Below are 17,270 nucleotides of genomic sequence, written 5' to 3' on the forward strand. Positions count from 1 at the left end.
CTACTTCCCTGAAAACGAATGTTGATGATGTGGATCGAAGGCATCACGCACGGCTTCACCAATAAACACCAGTAAGCTCAGCATGATCGACAACACAACGAAAGCAGACAGCCCGAGCCAGGGTGCCTGAAGGTTTGTTTTCCCCTGCGCCAGCAATTCACCTAAAGACGGTGAGCCGACCGGTAAACCAAACCCCAGAAAATCAAGAGAAGTCAGTGTTGTCACCGAACCGCTTAAGATAAAGGGCATCATGGTTAAAGAAGCAACCATGGCATTCGGCAACATATGACGCAGCATAATGCGGGTATCATTCACTCCCAGCGCCTGTGCAGCACGAACATAGTCCAGATTCCGACATCGCAGAAACTCTGCCCGCACAACGCCCACCAGCCCCATCCAGCTGAACAGCACCATGATGCCCAACAACCACCAGAAGTTTGGTTCCACGAAACTGGACAGAATAATCAGTAAGAATAACGTGGGCATCCCCGACCAGATTTCGATAAACCGTTGGCCGAATAAATCCAGCCAGCCGCCATAGTAGCCTTGGCCGGCGCCGACCAGAACGCCAATCACCGTCGAAATAATTGTGAGCGCAAATCCAAACAGAACAGAGACACGGAACCCATAAATAATCCGGGCCAGCACATCACGGCCTTTGTCATCGGTTCCCAGCCAGTTCACCTGATCCGGTGCCGAAGGTGCCGGTCCGGACAAATTATAATTGATGGTGTCATAGCTAAACCGAATCGGCGGCCAGATCATCCAACCTTCCGCTGTGATGAGTTCCTGCACATAAGGGTCGGTATAGTCGGCTTCGGTCGCAAACTCTCCCCCGAATTCAGTTTCGGCATAGTGCTGCGCGATCGGGAAATAATAATCGCCCTTGAAGCTGATCAGTAACGGCTTGTCGTTGGCGATTACTTCTGCAAACAAACTCAGAATAAAAAGCACAGAAAAGATCCACAGCGACCAGTAACCCCGACGGTGTGCTTTAAATCTTTCCCAGCGCGCTCGGGTCAGTGGATTCATGGACAATCGTGGTTTCTTCAGCATCGCATTCAAGTTTTTTGAAATCATACTACCTGGCCTCAAAATCAATTCGCGGATCGACCAGGGTGTAAGTCAGGTCAGAAATAATGTTCATCATCAGGCCCAGTAACGTCATGATGTAGAGCGTACTGAACACAATCGGATAATCACGCTGAATTGTGGATTCAAAGCCAAGTAAACCAATGCCCTCCAGAGAGAACATCACTTCGATCAACATCGAGCCGGTAAAGAAGATACTGATGAAAGCACTCGGAAAGCCCGCAATAATAATCAGCATGGCATTCCGGAATACGTGCTTATATAAAATGCTGTGGTCATCCAGCCCTTTTGCTCTGGCGGTAACCACATATTGCTTATTGATTTCATCCAGAAAAGAGTTCTTTGTCAGCATGGTGAGTGTGGCAAACCCGCCGATCACCATGGCAATAATCGGCAGTGTTAAATGCCAGAAGTAATCACCAATCTGCTGATACCAGGTCATCTGGTCAAAGTCTGCTGAAAATAATCCCCGAAGCGGAAACCAGCTGAAATAGTTACCACTGGCAAAAAAGATGATCAGCACAATGGCGAATAAAAAACCGGGAATCGCATAGCCGGTAATGACGAGCGCACTGCTCCAGATATCAAACCGGCTGCCATGCTGAACAGCTTTGGCAATCCCCAAAGGAATGGAGATGAAATAGATGATTAAGGTGCTCCACAGTCCCAGCGAAATCGAGACCGGGAGACGATCGATAATCAGATCAATCACATTGCCGCCACGAAACAGGCTTTCGCCAAAATTAAAGGTGGCATAGTTTTTCAGCATGTCGACATAACGTTCCCACATCGGCTTATCAAAACCAAACTGCTTGCGGATTTCTTCGACCACTTCCGGATCCAGCCCACGGGATCCCCGATAGCCGCTGCTGCCATTGCCATTTGCTGAATCGGAATCGGTTTGCTGAACTTCCTGCCCCCCCCGGTAAATCGTTCCATAATGCCGGATGAATGCCCTTCCAGCTGCGCGACTGCCTGCTCGACCGGGCCACCGGGCGCAATCTGAATCACAAAAAAGTTAATCGTGATGATGGCCCAGAGCGTTGGAATCACCAGCAAAAGTCGCCGGATAATATATGCGGTCATACTGCTTTCCTTGAACCTGATTCAGAATTATCGACGCTTTTCCGGGAGTTTTGCTGCTTTTTCCGGATCAACCCACCAGGTATCGACACCCAGAGCATACTTGGGCCGAACCGACGGACGGTCAAACTTATCCCAGGTTGCAATCCGGAACTTGCTCAAGTGCCATTGCGGTATCACAAAAAAGTTCCACTGCAGCACCCGGTCCAGCGCGGGCCCCAAAGCTGCCAGGGCTTCCGGATCGCGCTGATGGGCTGCAATCTGCTCGGTCAGGGTGTCAATTGCGGCATCCTGCACGCCCGCAGTGTTATAGGTTGAATCCAGATAATTGCTGTTCCAGGCAATCAGCAAGTTCTGCGTTGGGTATGGATTGGCGGCATAGCTTGAAGAAACCATATCAAAGTCGCGATCGCGAAGCCGTTTGATGTACTGAGTGGTATCCACGGTGCGGATTTTCATGTCGATGCCCAGCTGTTTCAGGTTCTTTTGCAGCGGAATTGCGATCCGCTCGGAGGTTGGGCTGTAAATCAGCAATTCAAAGGCCAGGGGTTCACCTGTTTTCTCATTTGTCATGACTTGATCTTTGAGCGACCAGCCTGCTTCTTTGAGCAATGCGAATGCTTTTCGTGCCTGCTGACGAATCCGCCCAGAGCCATCTGTGACCGGCGGCTGATAAGTTTCAGTCAACACACGGGCCGGAATTTTATCTTTCAGAGGTGTGAGATAAGTCAGCTCTGCCGGGGTTGGCAGACCTTTCGCTTCATATGGCGTGTTCTGGAAAAAACTTCGGGACCGAGTGTACTGGCTATAAAAAAGCGTTTTGTTCATCCACTCGAAGTCCATCGCATAGTTCAGCGCTTCACGAACGCGGATATCCTGAAACACCGAACGTTGTGTATTGAAGACAAACCCTTGCATGGCCTGCGGGATCTCATGGCCAATCTCTTCTTTCTTAATGAAACCATTGTCGAAGTTATTGCCTTCGTACAAGGTCGCCCAGAATTTGGCGACATTTTCCTGCCGGAAGTCATACTCCCCTGCTTTAAAAGCCTCCAGCGTCACGGTGTCATCCCGATAGTAATCGTAGCGGATTGTATCGAAGTTATGCCGCCCGACATTCACGGGCAGGTCAGCCGCCCAGTAATCCTTCACCCGGGAATAAGTGACACTTTGCCCGGGCTGGTAACTGGTAATCTTATATGCGCTACTGCCAACCGGAGGCTCGTTTAAAGGCTCACTCAGCTTTTTATCTTTCCAGAAATGTTCCGGCAGCACATTCATACCTTCGACCAGAGAATAGAGCCTCTCCCGATTTGGAACCGCCATATCGACCCTTGCCGTCAGAGGCGCTTTCACGGTCACGGACTTCACATCTTTATAAAAGACGCGAAACTGCGGAACCCCTTCTTTCATGAACTTATCGAACGTAAAGGCAACATCTTTGGCTGTAATGGGCTGCCCGTCGTGAAAACGTGCTTTTGGGTTGATGTCGATTTCCATCCAGGAAAAATCGTCGGCATATCGCACTTTTTGCGCAATCAGCGGGTAATGACTGTCGATTTCATCCTGCGCAGGCACAAAAAGCGTGTCATAAATTTCCTCAGCACCCGCGGCAGAAACGCCTCTCGAACCATAGCGATTAAAGCTGTCGTAAGTGCCGACTTCTGCATAAGTGATGCTCCCGCCTTTCGGTGCATCCGGGTTGACGTAATCAAAATGAGGGAAATCCGGTGGGTATTTGGCAGTCCCGAAACCGACCACACTGGCCGACTCAATCACTTCTGCGGCAAAACCGGGTGCAGATCCGAATGACAAACCTGCCGTTATTAACAATCCCAGTACAAAACTCTGTCTCATATCCCCTCCAAAACATTTCAGCCACCCTGGCGGACCATTCGGTTAAAAATCGTTGTGTTTTCATTATTGTACGAATGGTCAATAGGTTGTGTTGACATGTACCACAAATATATACCATAAGGAAATAACCCGCCTGAATCGCTGGGTATATCCTCAAAGTTATTTTGCCGATTCGGCTCCACTCGTCTTCAGCGTGAACAGGGACACTGGAATGTCATTTTCTGTGTTTTTATTGAGCAATCATTCGGTTCCTGCCTGATTCAACGGGTTAAAAGCCAGCGAATAATCATTAAATTACTCAGATCTATGTTCTGATACTCGTAAGTAGTGCTATACTCCCCACCCTGACATGTGACAACAATTGTTCATATAGAGAAAAACAATGGCAGATCTATCTAAATACAGAAACATTGGTATTTTCGCGCACGTAGATGCGGGTAAAACCACTACCACTGAGCGTATCCTGAAGCTGACCGGTAAAATCCATAAAATCGGTGATACTCACGACGGCTCAACGACGACTGACTTCATGGAGCAGGAAGCTGAGCGTGGTATTACAATCCAGTCTGCAGCAGTAAGCTGTTTCTGGAACGATCACCGTCTGAACGTTATCGATACTCCGGGACACGTTGACTTCACCGTTGAAGTTTACCGTTCTCTGAAAGTACTTGACGGTGGTATCGGTGTATTCTGTGGTTCTGGTGGTGTTGAGCCTCAGTCTGAAACAAACTGGCGTTACGCGAACGACTCACAAGTATCTCGTCTGATCTTCGTGAACAAACTGGACCGTATGGGTGCGGACTTCTTCAACGTAGTTGATCAAGTGAAAAACGTACTTGGCGCCACGCCTCTTGTAATGACCCTACCTATCGGCCGTGAAGAAGACTTCGTGGGTGTGGTTGACGTTCTGACGCGTAAAGCTTACGTGTGGGATGACACGGGTCTGCCAGAAAACTACGAAGTTCAAGATATCCCAGCGGACATGGTTGACGACGTAGAAGCTTACCGTGAAGAACTGGTTGAGACTGCCGTTGAGCAAGACGACGCCCTGATGGAAGCTTACATGGAAGGTGAAGAGCCTTCTGTAGAAGATCTGAAACGTTGTATCCGTAAAGGTACTCGTGATCTGGCCTTCTTCCCGACTTTCTGTGGTTCAGCATACAAAAACAAAGGTATCCAACTGGTTCTGGACGCCGTTGTTGACTACCTGCCAGCACCAACAGAAGTTGACCCTCAGGACCTGACTGATCCAGAAACTGGTGAACCAACGGGTCAAGTTGCAACTGTATCTGCAGACGAGCCATTCCGCGCTCTGGCGTTTAAGATCATGGATGACCGTTTTGGTGCCCTGACTTTCGTCCGTATCTACTCTGGTAAGCTGAAGAAGGGTGACACCATCCTGAACTCTGCGACCGGTAAAACTGAGCGTATCGGCCGAATGGTTGAGATGCAAGCAGATGACCGTAACGAGCTGACTTCAGCACAAGCGGGTGACATCATCGCTATCGTTGGTATGAAGAACGTTCAGACGGGCCACACACTGTGTGATCCTAAGCACGAATGTACTCTGGAACCAATGATCTTCCCTGTCCCAGTAATTTCTATCGCTGTTGCTCCTAAGGACAAAACAGCTTCTGAGAAACTGGGTGTCGCACTCGGTAAGATGGTTGCAGAAGATCCATCGTTCCAGGTTGAAACTGATGAAGATTCTGGCGAAACCATCCTGAAAGGTATGGGTGAGCTGCACCTGGACATTAAAGTTGACATCCTGAAGCGTACTCACGGTGTTGAACTGACTGTAGGTGCTCCACAGGTTGCTTACCGTGAGACGATCACTCAGCCAATCGAAGACAGCTACACGCACAAGAAGCAGTCTGGTGGTTCTGGTCAGTTCGGTAAGATCGACTACCGCATCAAACCAGGTGAGCCAAACTCTGGCTTCAAGTTCGTTTCTACTGTTGTTGGTGGTAACGTTCCTAAAGAATTCTGGCCTGCAATCGAAAAAGGCTTCGCTGGTATGATGAGTACTGGTGTTCTGGCTGGCTTCCCAGTGCTGGACGTTGAAGTTGAGCTGTTCGACGGTGGTTTCCACGCAGTTGACTCCTCTGCTGTCGCGTTTGAAATCGCAGCGAAAGGCGCATTCCGTCAGTCTATGCCTAAAGCTGGTGCTCAGCTGCTGGAACCTATCATGCACGTTGACGTGTTCACTCCGGAAGATCACGTTGGTGATGTTATCGGTGACCTGAACCGTCGTCGCGGTATGATCAAAGACCAGCAAGCAGGTGCAACTGGCGTACGTATCAAGGGTGATGTACCTCTATCAGAAATGTTCGGTTACATCGGTACGCTGCGTACAATGACTTCTGGTCGTGGTCAGTTCTCTATGGAGTTCGCACACTACGCACCATGCCCAGTGAACGTTGCTGAAGCAGTAATCGCAGAAGTTAAAGAGCGTAACGCTAAGAAATAATCCATTTCTTAACGGACGAAAATTGAAAACCCCAGCTTTAGCTGGGGTTTTTTATGCGCTCTGAGTTTAGATTTCAAGCAAGGCAAGCAACATGTGCTTACGCACTGCATTCAGCCAGAAAACGCATCAGGCCGTATTCTTCCAACCAAGCCAGTTGATCCGGTTGCTTCACCAGAAAACGTCCACTGTAGTTAATGCCGTTGGCGAACAAGCCTTCAATGTTATTCGCGCTTCGTGGCAGAATCAGCAACCAGCGCTCCGTTACCAGTACGTTATGTGGCAAACACACTTCCCCGCCTTCCTCAATCAGCGAGAGTGCATGCATCCCTTCGGTATAGGCAGCATACAACTCATCGGTTGTCATCGCTTCCACCAGATACAGCCAATGCCTGAATGGCAACTTTCCGCCTGCAATCACCTGCTCTAGCGGAATTTCACTGCGAACCAATTGCATGTGACGGTGCGGCTGACTGGCTCCGGCTAAAGGCCCGCTGTTATAAAACCCAAGAACATCCGCATGGGTGAATCCACCCAACCAGGCGTGCCAGTCTTCCCAACTGAGCGGAGATTCCTGAGGCACAAAAGTTTTTGAGCAAATCAGCAAATGCGGGGTAATCACGGGAAATTTATTCAGCAGGCACACATGATGCTCGCCAGCTTCGCACACATACATCGATTTTTCATAGGGTAAGAAAGGATTCGAGCCAGCAGCACCGGATGTGATTCCCTGCAGTTTCTTACCGGCATTTGCCGTCACCACATGCCCCAGATAAGCCACGCCCTGCTCTTCTATCATTTCGGCATCTGTTGCGATAGGCATCAGACTGCCCTCCGCCAGCGCCTTTTCAGCCACCTGCTCTGCGAGTTTCCAGTTCATATCCACATCCCATGTTTTTTTACCAAGATACTCCAACTTGGCTTCCCTGTCATAGTGCAAAAGCCAATTGACCCGTGAAAGAAAATTCAGGGTAAGGCGTTGAATCTCCTCACGGGAGACCCTGAAGAGGGTGTATTTAATAGTTTACACTTTGCGCTTTTTTGTCCATTCATGAAAACACAGCACTCCCTAGCAGCAAGGCAGGAAACTCGGTAAGATTCACGCAGATTTTTGAGGATACGTCTCCTGCTGCTATATCTGTGTCAACAGATCACTACTCCTGCGGTCAGGTTGTTTCAGCGTTCGGTCAAACCTGAATCATCCCAGACGTTATCGGTCCTGTTCGGTCAAACAGATCAATAGCATCCTCAAAACAATATCGGTTTCCGGTATTGCCTCCTATAAAAAAGGCGCTTCCTGATGGAAGCGCCTTTTTACAATTGAATATCTTTGTTCCTGCAACGCGCCTTTTAAATCAATTCAGCCATCAGCAAAAAACAACCAAACAGGAAACTCAGACTCATTGCCATCATCCCGCCACGAACCTGATAAACTTCACCCTTCACGGATTGATCCTGATTTTGTCGTGATTGACGCACTTTCAGCGTCATTGCCATCGGAACGAATACCGCCAGAAAAACCAGAATAATCCCTGCATAGCTCAGCACAGACAAGAATTGATTTGCTGCCAGTAACGCGCCCAGCATGGGCAGAATAAACGTCAGCACGTAAGTCACAGCGCGATTTTGGCGGAATGTATCTGCATTCTGGTCAAACAACGCCATCGCCACACCCAGAAAAGACGTCAGTAACGCTAAACCGGTGAAGACTGACAGAATCAGTTGCATTCCGCTCCGGTTCACACTCAAGGCTGTGATCAGTTCAGATACATCCTGGAACCCGATCAATTGTTCCGGTGACAGATTCCCAATGGCGGCGTACAGCCAAAACAGATAAGACACCAGAGGAATCAAGGAACCCACAATCACCATGTTTCGCAGTTGTTTTTGCGTTGCTTCATGGTTGTAGGTCACCAGGGAAGGAATCACCACCATAAAGCCAAAGCTGGTAAACAGCACAGAGCTGGTTTTCACCAAAGCAATCTTATTGTCGCTGCCGACTGAGGCAAGATTATCCAGACTGATCCCCGGGACCAGCGTGATGAGCGTCATTGCCAGCATGAGCACCATGGCCGCAAAAAGCATGCGGTTGAGTTTGTCGATGACTCCGGTTCCCGCTGCAACCACCAGACCAGCAATGACGGTGAAAGCAATTTGTGCCTGAGACGGTGTCAGCGCAAGTCCAACTTCACTACCCAGCTTTTTCACCAGATCACCGGCGCCGATAATATAAGCCATCAGCAAACAAACCAGCAGCGCATAGAGTAAACCATTGGTCACAACCTGGCCGCCTTTTCCTAAAGTCTTGCGGGCGATCGAGTTCATACCCAGTCCCCCACCAGCTTTAATACTGGCTTCAAGCAGCAATAAGGCCGCATAGGTCGTCCCGACCCAAATCAACAGCATCAGCATGGTGCCCCACAACAGCCCGAACTGAGCCAGCACCATTGGGATCGCAAGCATCCCCGCACCTAAAGCCGTACCCGCGATAATCAGGGAGCTACCCAATAATTTCATATTCACAATCTTTGTCCTTTCCCCAGGTTACCCGCTACCCTTGGCGTGCACCTGAGCTTCATCGTTATGATCAGACGCGACAAACCGCCCCTGTTTTGTACAGTTTCACCAAGTCATCTGTTTTTAAACGCTTCAACAATCAACTGAGCGGCAGTTCCTTTTGAAAGGCAGGCTGAGGCACTTTGTTGAAAAAGAAAGGATAAATCGCAGCCAGAAAAGAGCAATCATGCTGAAAAGTGGAGGCTGATAAGCATTGTGCGCCAAGCAAGGCACGAAAAGGTGCAGTGATCCCTCCCGGCATCGAAGCCAGGCTGAGTGATCGAGGGTGTATTATCATGAATCGTACTCCTGATACGATAATATTTCGGTCATTTCGATGAAAAATCAGCCAAGTCAGCTGGAATTTCATCACTTACCAGGTCAAGGTAAGGCGTTCGGTCAGGTAGCAACTTAATGAGGCATAGCACAAACTACAACCCGCATATGTGAAATCTTTGATTTTGATCTTGAAAAAGATGGGAGGAAGGTCAATCTGACCAAAAGAAACATGAGATGTGGCAGAACAGCCTGTACAGAAGTTGAGCAAGCTGTTCTGAGTTGTACGCTTTATTCAGTGCAGTAGTGTTTGTGCAGCATTGCGATCATATCAATCACAGCCGCATTATCCAGACGATAATAGATGGTCTGCGCTTCACGGCGAGTTTTCACAAACCCGGCCCGACGCAACCAGGCCAAATGCTGTGACAGGGAAGACTGAGGGATAGGAAACCGCTCGTTCAGCTGTGACACAGAAAGTTCTTCTTCCTGCAATACACACAGAATCATCAACCGGTGTTGATTTCCCATGGCCTTCAGCAGTTCAACGGCCTGCTCTACATTGGCCTCCATTTTTGAGTAATCTCGCATTCTCCCCTCATACGGCTTCATATATTATTTTAGTAGACGATCGATAGTGCCAGAAAACTGCATTCCCGCCAACATCGCAACAACAAAGCCAATCACTTTTATGTTACCGCTCAACAGATTAGCGACAGCAGGCCCCGGACAAATACCAACAAGTCCCCAACCCAATCCAAAAAGAAGCGCACCAAGAATCAATGGTTTATCAATCAACTGGTTGGTTGGAACATAGAACGTACTCCCGAAGACGGGCTTGTCGCGCCCCTTCACCAAAAATTGATAGCCCAGCCCAAAAACGATCAGTGCGCCACCCATCACCAAGATCAGACTTGGATCCCACTGCCCTGTGATATCTAAAAAATTCAGCACTTTGTTCGGATCAACCATTTGTGACACGGTTAATCCGGCACCAAATAGTAGACCTGCAATTAAGGCGATGAAAAGTTGCATAACATTAAACTCCAATCAGGTGACGGACGATAAAAACAACCATGATCGCGACAACCATGAAAATCAGAGTAGCCACAATCGAACGCGGCGACAGACGTCCGATGCCACAGATCCCATGACCACTGGTGCAACCTGACCCCAGTCGGGTCCCCAGGCCCACCAGAAATCCACCAATGAGAATCAAGGACCAGCCCACATCAATCTGTTCCGGTAATTGAAGCCCGAACGGGGCTGCCAGCAACGGGCCAAGCACCAAACCGAGAAGAAACATCCAGCGCCAGGGTGCATTTGGATCACTCGGTTGCATCGCACCACTGACAATGCCGGAGATACCGGCGATACGGCCATTCAGCACCAATAACATCAATGCGGCACCGCCAAGGATGAAGCCGCCCATCAGCGCACTCCAGGGAGTAAATTCAGTCATGATGATGACGCTCCTTTCTCTGATTTCAGTTTGCTGTCGTCAGGCGAGACGTAGAGTGAACTGAGCGACAGCGGAATTTTAAGACAGGCCGTCTGGTTCGTTTCTGCGGCAGGCATCTGTCCGCTGCGAATATTGACCTGAACGGATGGATACAAAAGTTTCGGTACATCTATTGTTTATCCGCAAACGCTGTCCAGACCTTGCCTGAGTCCGCTGCAAAATCGTGAACACTGTCGATAACCGCGGCATGACCACCCGATTGGTCATAAACCACGTAGCTGATGGTGCTAAACGCTTCAATGCGAGGTTTCATGATGATTCTCCGGTTGCGATCATATCATTTAATCGTATATTGCACATATACAATTTAATAGATCAAGTTTCTGAGATCATCCTGATCACCCTTCGGATGCATTGCATGGCTATTCAGACATTAAACTGACAAGAAGCAGGCTTGTCTGTCGAGTCTCGATCCCAGGTTTTCCCGAACGACGGGGCACCGACCTTTATTCCCCATCTATCCAGAGTTTCTGAAAATCACTGTATCCGGTTTTTCTGACCTGGATACCACGGACCTGACACGTGTTCATCACCACCTCTTTCCCTGCGAACAAAGGCAGATAGTGATGTGATTTTAAAAGAGACTGCTCAATGGCCAGCAAGGATGTGACAGGAGAATCAGAAGAAACAGCGGATTCAACCTGAGCCTGATGTGTCTGCCAGCTTGCCGCATCCGGGTATAAAAAACGTAACCCGGATGCGGTGAGCATCCATTCATACACACCGTAATCATGGGGCTGCTCGATCACTTCTTCCAGAAACAGCATATCCGCACAATCTTTCATCTTTTCAGGATGGCTGATGTCCGTCAGTTCAATCACTTCCAGCGTGATACCGGTTTGACGAATCGTATGGTGCAGCCACTCAGCCAACTGTTCCAGATACGGAATGGTCCAGCGGGGTTCAACCAGAATCAGTTGACCGGAAAGCCGGACGGGTGCCGATGGTGGCACGTCCTGCACGGGCGTAAAAGACAAGCTGGACACAGCCTGTCCGGCAGTGAACGTTGGCTTTTGGCGAACAATGTAATCCATCAGAAGCGCTAAGTTTTGCGGCGAGATTCCTGCATCAGGCCGATGCCGGACACTCAGGTAAGAAAAAGACTGCAAGGTATGCACTTCTTTCTCTCCCGGCGCCTGGTTGAAACTCAGAAATTCACTGAACGCTTCCCCCTGACAACTCAGGGTAATCCGATTCAGTAACGCTGACGGCCCGAAATACTGTGAATGTCGCCGAAGCACCAGATTATCTTTGTCCCAGGACTCAATCTCAAACGGCCCGGTGCCAACGAATGCAGAACGACCATCCTCAAAATGCATCCGCTGTTTCATCACAATGGCTGCATGCGGCATGGCCAATGCGTGGAGAAACAAAGGATTGGGTGACTTGAGCATCAGGCTCAAGCACTGTGATGAAATCTGGTCAACCGTGTCGATCTGACTGAACAGAGAACTGACAGGGCCAGTCAGATGGACCAGACGCAGCAAGCTCTCAGCGATATCTGCAACCGACAGCACCGCCCCGTCATGCCGCATTACATCGATGCGGATCCAAAGCCGAATCTCACGCCCTGCCACTTCCCAGTCATGTGCCAGCCCCGGCAGGAGCTTGCCCTCGCGATCCTGTACCAGCAGTGTGTCGTAAACACTTTTTACCACCTGCAGTTCAGCCAGCCTGAAGGTCTCGGCCGGATCCAGACTATCCACCCAGGGGTACTCAGTAATCAGCAACTGATGATGGGCTTCATTCCAGGCATTTTGCTTTTCTGTCACCAGGGTCACCGCTTTCACTGCTGTCGGTCCATACTGGGCGAGTAGTTTCGAAAATTGATCAAACTTCCCTTTGGCGATGCTTGGTTCAATCATCAAGCAAATCGCATCCAACAATGAAACCCGGATCAACAACTGGCTTGTTTTGCTTCTGCCAACCGAAGGAGACCAGTCGATCCAGCCAATCTCAGACAGCCGACTCATGATGGTTGAGGTATTTCGCCGCGAAGTCGAAAAGACACGCTCTAAATCTTCAACCTGCACCTGATGCACAGTCTGAGAGGAATATTGTTTGAGGAGCTGATGCAGTCTTCTGAGGATTGCTTCATTCATGGGATGTCTTCTGCGGGAATCACGGGGTTTGAATGTAGCACAGTGCATCGCATGAACAAGGAGACACTGTGCTTGCGGATCAGAAGTGGTAGCTTAAGCCCACAGAAAACTGCTGAAACTCGGGCTCAACACTGAGCGATGCATCTGCGACATGAATCAGTTCCAGTTCCGGCTTCATGTAATCCCAGCTCGCTCTGATCCTCAGATGCTCAGTCAAAGCATATTCAGCGCCCAGACCCGCCATCAGCGTCGTATCGCTGGTCGAAACTGTGGTATAGCCTGAATAGCCGTACGCCCCGTTGTTCGCAATAAACTCGGCACTGAACCGTGCGATACCGGCTTTTGCATATACGGAAAAAGCATCCGTCAGTGGCAAAGACAGTTTCGGCTGCAGCGCGAAATACATCATATCGCCGACGGAAAGATATGCGTCATCGATCGCATCCATCCCACCCACGGTGAACTCAACCCCCAGATAAGGGTTGAAGTTATACCCTGCGAATAAACTACCGCTCAGCATGGATTCACTGGCATCGTAAGATTGCGATCCCGACATGCCAAAAGCCCGGCCTTGAATCTCCACACTTTTAATGCTGCTCTGACCGAGACTGGCACCGAGATAGCTTTCTGCCTGTGCTGAAAATGAAGCAATACCTGTGATAAGCATTGCAAGAGGGAGCGTTTTTTTCATGGTGACATTGCCCTGTTTCTGATTGATTGCTGCTGCTCGTCCCTGGGCAAGAAATGTCAGCACTCCTTCGACTGACCAGCGCGCAATCTTGAAGAAAATCAATGGATTTAAACAGGAACAAAACCGATGAAAACCTGCTTGTTTTTGTAAACAATAATTCGTAAGTGAAACAAAAATTTTCTATGCTCTGTGCATCCGGACAGTCCGAACCTGACACCAGTTCAAAAAAGCACACTCAATTGCTTGCCATACAAGCGATACGCATTATGTTGAATCTTTTCGCCCATAAACTCACAGCAAGCTCAGTCGATTTTCAATCGCTGCGTCCCATGATTGCTGAAAGTCAGGGCTCACTTATTGAGTGATGTGGTGATATGAAGCATCAAACCAAATCAGAAGAGAATCGCAGGCCATTGGCCGTGCGGGATGTCGCATTGACAAAGCAGGTTGCTGTCTGGCTGAGTCAGAAGCAAATCACACCGAATCAGATATCACTGATGAGCATTGTCTTTGCCGTTTTTGGCTTTGCCGCGATGTTCTGGTATCAGTCCCGGCCAATCAGCGGTTTGCTGCTGATTGCTGCAGTCTGTATTCAATTACGCCTGTTGTGTAACCTGTTCGATGGCATGGTTGCCGTAGAAGGCGGGAAGAAAACGCCTGCCGGTGAGTTATTTAACGATGTTCCGGACCGGATTGCCGATCCGCTGCTGATCCTCGCCGCTGGCTTTGCGACCCAATCGGAGTACGGCATGATGCTGGCCTGGCTCAGTGCGCTCATCGCCGTGTTGACTGCCTACGTACGTGTCTTGGGTGTCAGTATGGGCTGCCCGGCAGATTTTCGCGGCCCGATGGCCAAACAACACCGGATGGCTCTGCTGACTGGCAGTTTCATCCTGCTCTTCCTGAGCCAGGCTTTCAGCTGGCTCCCGGAAATTCTGGGGTACACCATTGATGCAGCACTGGCCGTGATGGTGATCGGCACCCTGATCACCACATGGCGACGCTTGCGGGGCATCTACCGCTTTAAAGCAGAAGAAGCTGAGCAGCAAGTACACCAAGCAGAGGGAAAGCATGACTGACATTCCATTGCATTCGCTTTATCTGATGAGCGCGATACTCGGTGTACTGGTCGCCGGGACACTGGTTTATCTGTGGAAATCCCGCACCCATCCGGAAACAGATTATCTGGAGCTGAAACTGCGGATTCGCTCCTGGTGGTGGATGATCGGCATTGTCTTTATCGTTCTTTACCTGCCGCTCACCTATACCCTGTTTTTTGTCGGCTTTCTGAGTTTCATGGCCCTGAAAGAATTCCTGTCGATTGTGCCGACCCGAATGACCGACCGCCGGGTGATCTTCTGGGCCTACCTGTCGATTCCGTTTCAATATTACTGGCTGTCGATTGGCTGGTACGGCATGTTCATCATTTTTATACCGGTGTATGTCTTCCTGTATCTACCCATGGTCATGGTGTTGATTGGAGATACCCGGGGATTTATCCGTTCCGCAGGGATCATTCACTGGGCGATGATGCTGACCGTCTTCTGTATCAGCCATATGGCTTACCTGCTGGTGCTGCCCAGCCTGAACCCTGAAGCAGGATCTATGGGCATGTTGCTGTTCCTGCTGGTGTTTACGCAACTCAATGATGTATCGCAATACGTTTGGGGGAAATCATTCGGAAAACGCAAAATCGTCCCTAAAGTCAGTCCGAACAAAACCTGGGAAGGGTTCCTCGGTGGCAGCGCAACTGTGATTCTGCTGTCTTATTTTGCCGCGCCCTGGCTGACACCGCTAACCTCATTACAAGGTCTAGTCGCCGGGATGATCATTGCCTTCAGCGGCTTTATCGGTGATCTGGTCATTTCATCCGTCAAACGCGATTTGCAGATCAAGGATACCAGCCAGTTTATTCCGGGGCATGGGGGTATTTTGGATCGGATTGACAGCCTGATGTTCACGGCCCCTCTGTTCTTCCACTACATTTACTATCTCTATTACTGAGGACACTATGGCTCGGATTCTCAAGGTGTTGTTCGTTTTATTCATCGTCAAACCTCTGGTCTTTATCGGCCTGGGACTGAACATTATCCAGCGGCAAAATCTACCCACAGACGGCCCGGTTGTGGTTGCAGCGAACCACAACAGCCATTTGGACACCTTGGTATTACTTGCCTTATTTCCGATCGCCATCGTTCACAAAGTCCGCCCGGTTGCCGCAGCGGACTACTTTCTGTCCAATAAAATGGTTGCCTGGCTGTCACTGAACATCATCGGGATTATTCCGCTCAAACGCTCCCCTTCTCCCAGTCAGCGCGAGGCAGTTCTGAACGAATGTCATCAAGCCTTAGCCCAGGGAGAAATTCTGATTATCTTTCCGGAAGGCAGCCGGGGTGAACCTGAAGTGATGAGCGGTATTAAGAAAGGTATTTATCATTTAGTCAAAGCACATGCAGGTTGCCCGGTCACCCCGGTTGTCATGCGGGGTTTGGGTCGTGCTTTACCCAGAGGAACGGCCATGTTCGTCCCTTTTAATTGTGATGTGGTGATTGGCGACCCGATTACTCAGTTTGAAAACGCTGAGGATTTCGTTCACACCATGCAAGCACGCTATCAGGCGCTGGCACAACATTGCATTACGCAAACCAACGGAGAGCATCAGCCTTAGCTCTGGTTCAAGCGGGGCTGAGTTCACTACAGCACAGTACAGAAATAGCCTTGATGGGGGCTGTCGGACTGAGCTGCTCTCTAAAAACCCGCACTTTCGTATAACCGGCGTGCAGAACGCTTCCCTGCCAGCACATCCATCGTGCCTGCGCACCTTGTGATGCGCCAACCCCCTAATGAATTCCTTTTTGTACAACATGCCAACCGCCAAAGAGCCTGACGGCGAGATAGTAAAGTTTCCGCAATTTGAAATCGCCCAGCATTTGCAGAAACAAACGATCAATCTCTGATCTGGCGATCGGCACCGAATCTAAATACTGATAAAGGGCATCATGAACCAGCGAGGCGTCGTACGTATAAGGACGCATTGTCCGGTAATTGACATGACCATCAGGCACACCGATCACCCATAAATTCAGAATGCTCAGCTTTGGCGTACAACCATCCCAGCTATACCCCGACTTGTTTGCTTTCACAGTGATCAGCCCGTTCTTAGAAATTTCCAGCCACTCCGCAATAAAATCGGCTTCAAGTTGCCAGTCCGTCTGATACGTAAAATCTTCAGTGATCTTAAAAATGTAGGGAAAGTTGCCTCGACGAATTTTATGTCTGGGCGTTGGCCAGTCCTGCCTTGTCGATAATTGGAAGAGATTATTGTGAACGGTACGTCTGTTCATCCAGGGACTTCCGTGGCATTGCTTTTAATGACTCGATTGTTTCTTCAGAAGCCGTCAGCCAAATCTGAACCGGAAAGGACTCCAGCACGTTCACATCTTTCACCAAGCCTTTTTTCTCGAGGCTTTCAACTTGCGCCAGTACAGGATCATTCGCTTCCGCACTGCCCAGAATCATCACACGTTCCCAGGAATTCTCCGCTGTCGAACAAGCCTGAATCATCGTAATCAAAAGCACCGCAATATATTTTTTCATCTGTTTGACTCCCAACAAGATAGCCCG

16 protein-coding genes and 1 pseudogene are annotated in these 17,270 nt (G+C 49.5%); 4 read left to right on the forward strand and 13 right to left on the reverse strand.

The window, feature by feature from the left end:
• The 3 genes and pseudogenes from KDD30_RS08060 to KDD30_RS08070 form a co-directional block, all read right to left on the reverse strand.
• Positions 1–1,056 (reverse strand): ABC transporter permease, encoded by a 1,056-nt coding sequence (locus KDD30_RS08060; protein ID WP_211649734.1) that lies wholly within the window; start codon positions 1,054–1,056, stop codon positions 1–3.
• Between the two features lie 25 nt (positions 1,057–1,081).
• Positions 1,082–2,178: pseudogene (locus tag KDD30_RS08065) on the reverse strand (microcin C ABC transporter permease YejB).
• Positions 2,179–2,205: 27 nt separating this feature from the next.
• Positions 2,206–4,032: an extracellular solute-binding protein gene (locus tag KDD30_RS08070; protein ID WP_211645327.1), complete on the reverse strand. Its 1,827-nt coding sequence runs from the start codon at positions 4,030–4,032 to the stop codon at positions 2,206–2,208.
• 382 nt (positions 4,033–4,414) lie between these two features.
• On the opposite strand from KDD30_RS08070, the gene fusA reads away from it, so the two are divergent.
• Entirely contained in the window at positions 4,415–6,502 is a 2,088-nt protein-coding gene (gene fusA / locus KDD30_RS08075; RefSeq protein ID WP_211645328.1) for an elongation factor G, read from the forward strand.
• Between the two features lie 97 nt (positions 6,503–6,599).
• Here the strand turns inward: fusA and KDD30_RS08080 are convergent, their stop codons facing one another.
• The 8 genes from KDD30_RS08080 to KDD30_RS08115 form a co-directional block, all read right to left on the reverse strand.
• Positions 6,600–7,379, reverse strand: coding sequence for a DUF4922 domain-containing protein (locus KDD30_RS08080; RefSeq protein ID WP_211645329.1), 780 nt, complete (start codon positions 7,377–7,379; stop codon positions 6,600–6,602).
• A 470-nt stretch (positions 7,380–7,849) separates the two neighbouring features.
• Positions 7,850–9,022, reverse strand: a complete 1,173-nt coding sequence (locus tag KDD30_RS08085) for an amino acid permease (protein ID WP_211645330.1) — start codon at positions 9,020–9,022, stop codon at positions 7,850–7,852.
• Between the two features lie 600 nt (positions 9,023–9,622).
• Positions 9,623–9,922, reverse strand: a complete 300-nt coding sequence (locus KDD30_RS08090) for a metalloregulator ArsR/SmtB family transcription factor (RefSeq protein ID WP_249199039.1) — start codon at positions 9,920–9,922, stop codon at positions 9,623–9,625.
• A 24-nt stretch (positions 9,923–9,946) separates the two neighbouring features.
• Positions 9,947–10,366, reverse strand: coding sequence for a YeeE/YedE family protein (locus KDD30_RS08095; protein ID WP_211645331.1), 420 nt, complete (start codon positions 10,364–10,366; stop codon positions 9,947–9,949).
• 4 nt (positions 10,367–10,370) lie between these two features.
• Complete coding sequence (locus tag KDD30_RS08100; RefSeq protein ID WP_211645332.1) at positions 10,371–10,793, reverse strand: YeeE/YedE family protein; 423 nt, start codon at positions 10,791–10,793, stop codon at positions 10,371–10,373.
• Between the two features lie 169 nt (positions 10,794–10,962).
• Positions 10,963–11,106 (reverse strand): hypothetical protein, encoded by a 144-nt coding sequence (locus tag KDD30_RS08105; protein ID WP_211645333.1) that lies wholly within the window; start codon positions 11,104–11,106, stop codon positions 10,963–10,965.
• Positions 11,107–11,299: 193 nt separating this feature from the next.
• Positions 11,300–12,955, reverse strand: a complete 1,656-nt coding sequence (locus tag KDD30_RS08110; protein ID WP_211645334.1) for an ABC transporter substrate-binding protein — start codon at positions 12,953–12,955, stop codon at positions 11,300–11,302.
• Between the two features lie 79 nt (positions 12,956–13,034).
• The gene (locus tag KDD30_RS08115; RefSeq protein ID WP_211645335.1) at positions 13,035–13,646 is read right to left on the reverse strand and encodes an outer membrane beta-barrel protein; all 612 of its coding nucleotides are present in this window, start codon (positions 13,644–13,646) and stop codon (positions 13,035–13,037) included.
• A 374-nt stretch (positions 13,647–14,020) separates the two neighbouring features.
• Here KDD30_RS08115 and KDD30_RS08120 point away from each other — a divergent pair, with 374 nt between their 5' ends.
• The 3 genes from KDD30_RS08120 to KDD30_RS08130 are packed head-to-tail and all read left to right on the forward strand — an operon-like array spanning position 14,021 to position 16,314.
• Entirely contained in the window at positions 14,021–14,725 is a 705-nt protein-coding gene (locus KDD30_RS08120) for a CDP-alcohol phosphatidyltransferase family protein (RefSeq protein ID WP_211645336.1), read from the forward strand.
• The gene (locus KDD30_RS08125; RefSeq protein ID WP_211645337.1) at positions 14,718–15,650 is read left to right on the forward strand and encodes a phosphatidate cytidylyltransferase; all 933 of its coding nucleotides are present in this window, start codon (positions 14,718–14,720) and stop codon (positions 15,648–15,650) included. The genes KDD30_RS08120 and KDD30_RS08125 overlap by 8 nt, the downstream gene beginning before the upstream one ends.
• 7 nt (positions 15,651–15,657) lie before the next feature.
• Positions 15,658–16,314: a lysophospholipid acyltransferase family protein gene (locus KDD30_RS08130; RefSeq protein WP_211645338.1), complete on the forward strand. Its 657-nt coding sequence runs from the start codon at positions 15,658–15,660 to the stop codon at positions 16,312–16,314.
• Between the two features lie 172 nt (positions 16,315–16,486).
• On the opposite strand, the gene KDD30_RS08135 is transcribed toward KDD30_RS08130, so the two are convergent.
• Together KDD30_RS08135 and KDD30_RS08140 are read right to left on the reverse strand one after the other, a co-directional pair.
• The gene (locus KDD30_RS08135) at positions 16,487–16,990 is read right to left on the reverse strand and encodes a hypothetical protein (RefSeq protein ID WP_211645340.1); all 504 of its coding nucleotides are present in this window, start codon (positions 16,988–16,990) and stop codon (positions 16,487–16,489) included.
• Positions 16,965–17,243, reverse strand: coding sequence for a hypothetical protein (locus KDD30_RS08140; RefSeq protein WP_211645341.1), 279 nt, complete (start codon positions 17,241–17,243; stop codon positions 16,965–16,967). The genes KDD30_RS08135 and KDD30_RS08140 overlap by 26 nt, the downstream gene beginning before the upstream one ends.
• Positions 17,244–17,270 lie beyond the last annotated feature (27 nt).

Origin of the sequence: Photobacterium sp. GJ3 (genome assembly GCF_018199995.1) — a bacterium.
GTDB lineage: Bacteria > Pseudomonadota > Gammaproteobacteria > Enterobacterales > Vibrionaceae > Photobacterium.

Excerpts from the sequence above, each read along its gene's own strand:
- KDD30_RS08060 (WP_211649734.1), bottom strand. The coding sequence starts at position 1,056 with ATGCTGAAGAAACCACGATTGTCCATGAATCCACTGACCCGAGCGCGC.
- KDD30_RS08070 (WP_211645327.1), bottom strand. The coding sequence starts at position 4,032 with ATGAGACAGAGTTTTGTACTGGGATTGTTAATAACGGCAGGTTTGTCA.
- fusA (WP_211645328.1), top strand. The coding sequence starts at position 4,415 with ATGGCAGATCTATCTAAATACAGAAACATTGGTATTTTCGCGCACGTA.
- KDD30_RS08080 (WP_211645329.1), bottom strand. The coding sequence starts at position 7,379 with ATGAACTGGAAACTCGCAGAGCAGGTGGCTGAAAAGGCGCTGGCGGAG.
- KDD30_RS08090 (WP_249199039.1), bottom strand. The coding sequence starts at position 9,922 with ATGCGAGATTACTCAAAAATGGAGGCCAATGTAGAGCAGGCCGTTGAA.
- KDD30_RS08095 (WP_211645331.1), bottom strand. The coding sequence starts at position 10,366 with ATGCAACTTTTCATCGCCTTAATTGCAGGTCTACTATTTGGTGCCGGA.
- KDD30_RS08100 (WP_211645332.1), bottom strand. The coding sequence starts at position 10,793 with ATGACTGAATTTACTCCCTGGAGTGCGCTGATGGGCGGCTTCATCCTT.
- KDD30_RS08105 (WP_211645333.1), bottom strand. The coding sequence starts at position 11,106 with ATGAAACCTCGCATTGAAGCGTTTAGCACCATCAGCTACGTGGTTTAT.
- KDD30_RS08110 (WP_211645334.1), bottom strand. The coding sequence starts at position 12,955 with ATGAATGAAGCAATCCTCAGAAGACTGCATCAGCTCCTCAAACAATAT.
- KDD30_RS08115 (WP_211645335.1), bottom strand. The coding sequence starts at position 13,646 with ATGAAAAAAACGCTCCCTCTTGCAATGCTTATCACAGGTATTGCTTCA.
- KDD30_RS08120 (WP_211645336.1), top strand. The coding sequence starts at position 14,021 with ATGAAGCATCAAACCAAATCAGAAGAGAATCGCAGGCCATTGGCCGTG.
- KDD30_RS08125 (WP_211645337.1), top strand. The coding sequence starts at position 14,718 with ATGACTGACATTCCATTGCATTCGCTTTATCTGATGAGCGCGATACTC.
- KDD30_RS08130 (WP_211645338.1), top strand. The coding sequence starts at position 15,658 with ATGGCTCGGATTCTCAAGGTGTTGTTCGTTTTATTCATCGTCAAACCT.
- KDD30_RS08135 (WP_211645340.1), bottom strand. The coding sequence starts at position 16,990 with ATGAACAGACGTACCGTTCACAATAATCTCTTCCAATTATCGACAAGG.
- KDD30_RS08140 (WP_211645341.1), bottom strand. The coding sequence starts at position 17,243 with ATGAAAAAATATATTGCGGTGCTTTTGATTACGATGATTCAGGCTTGT.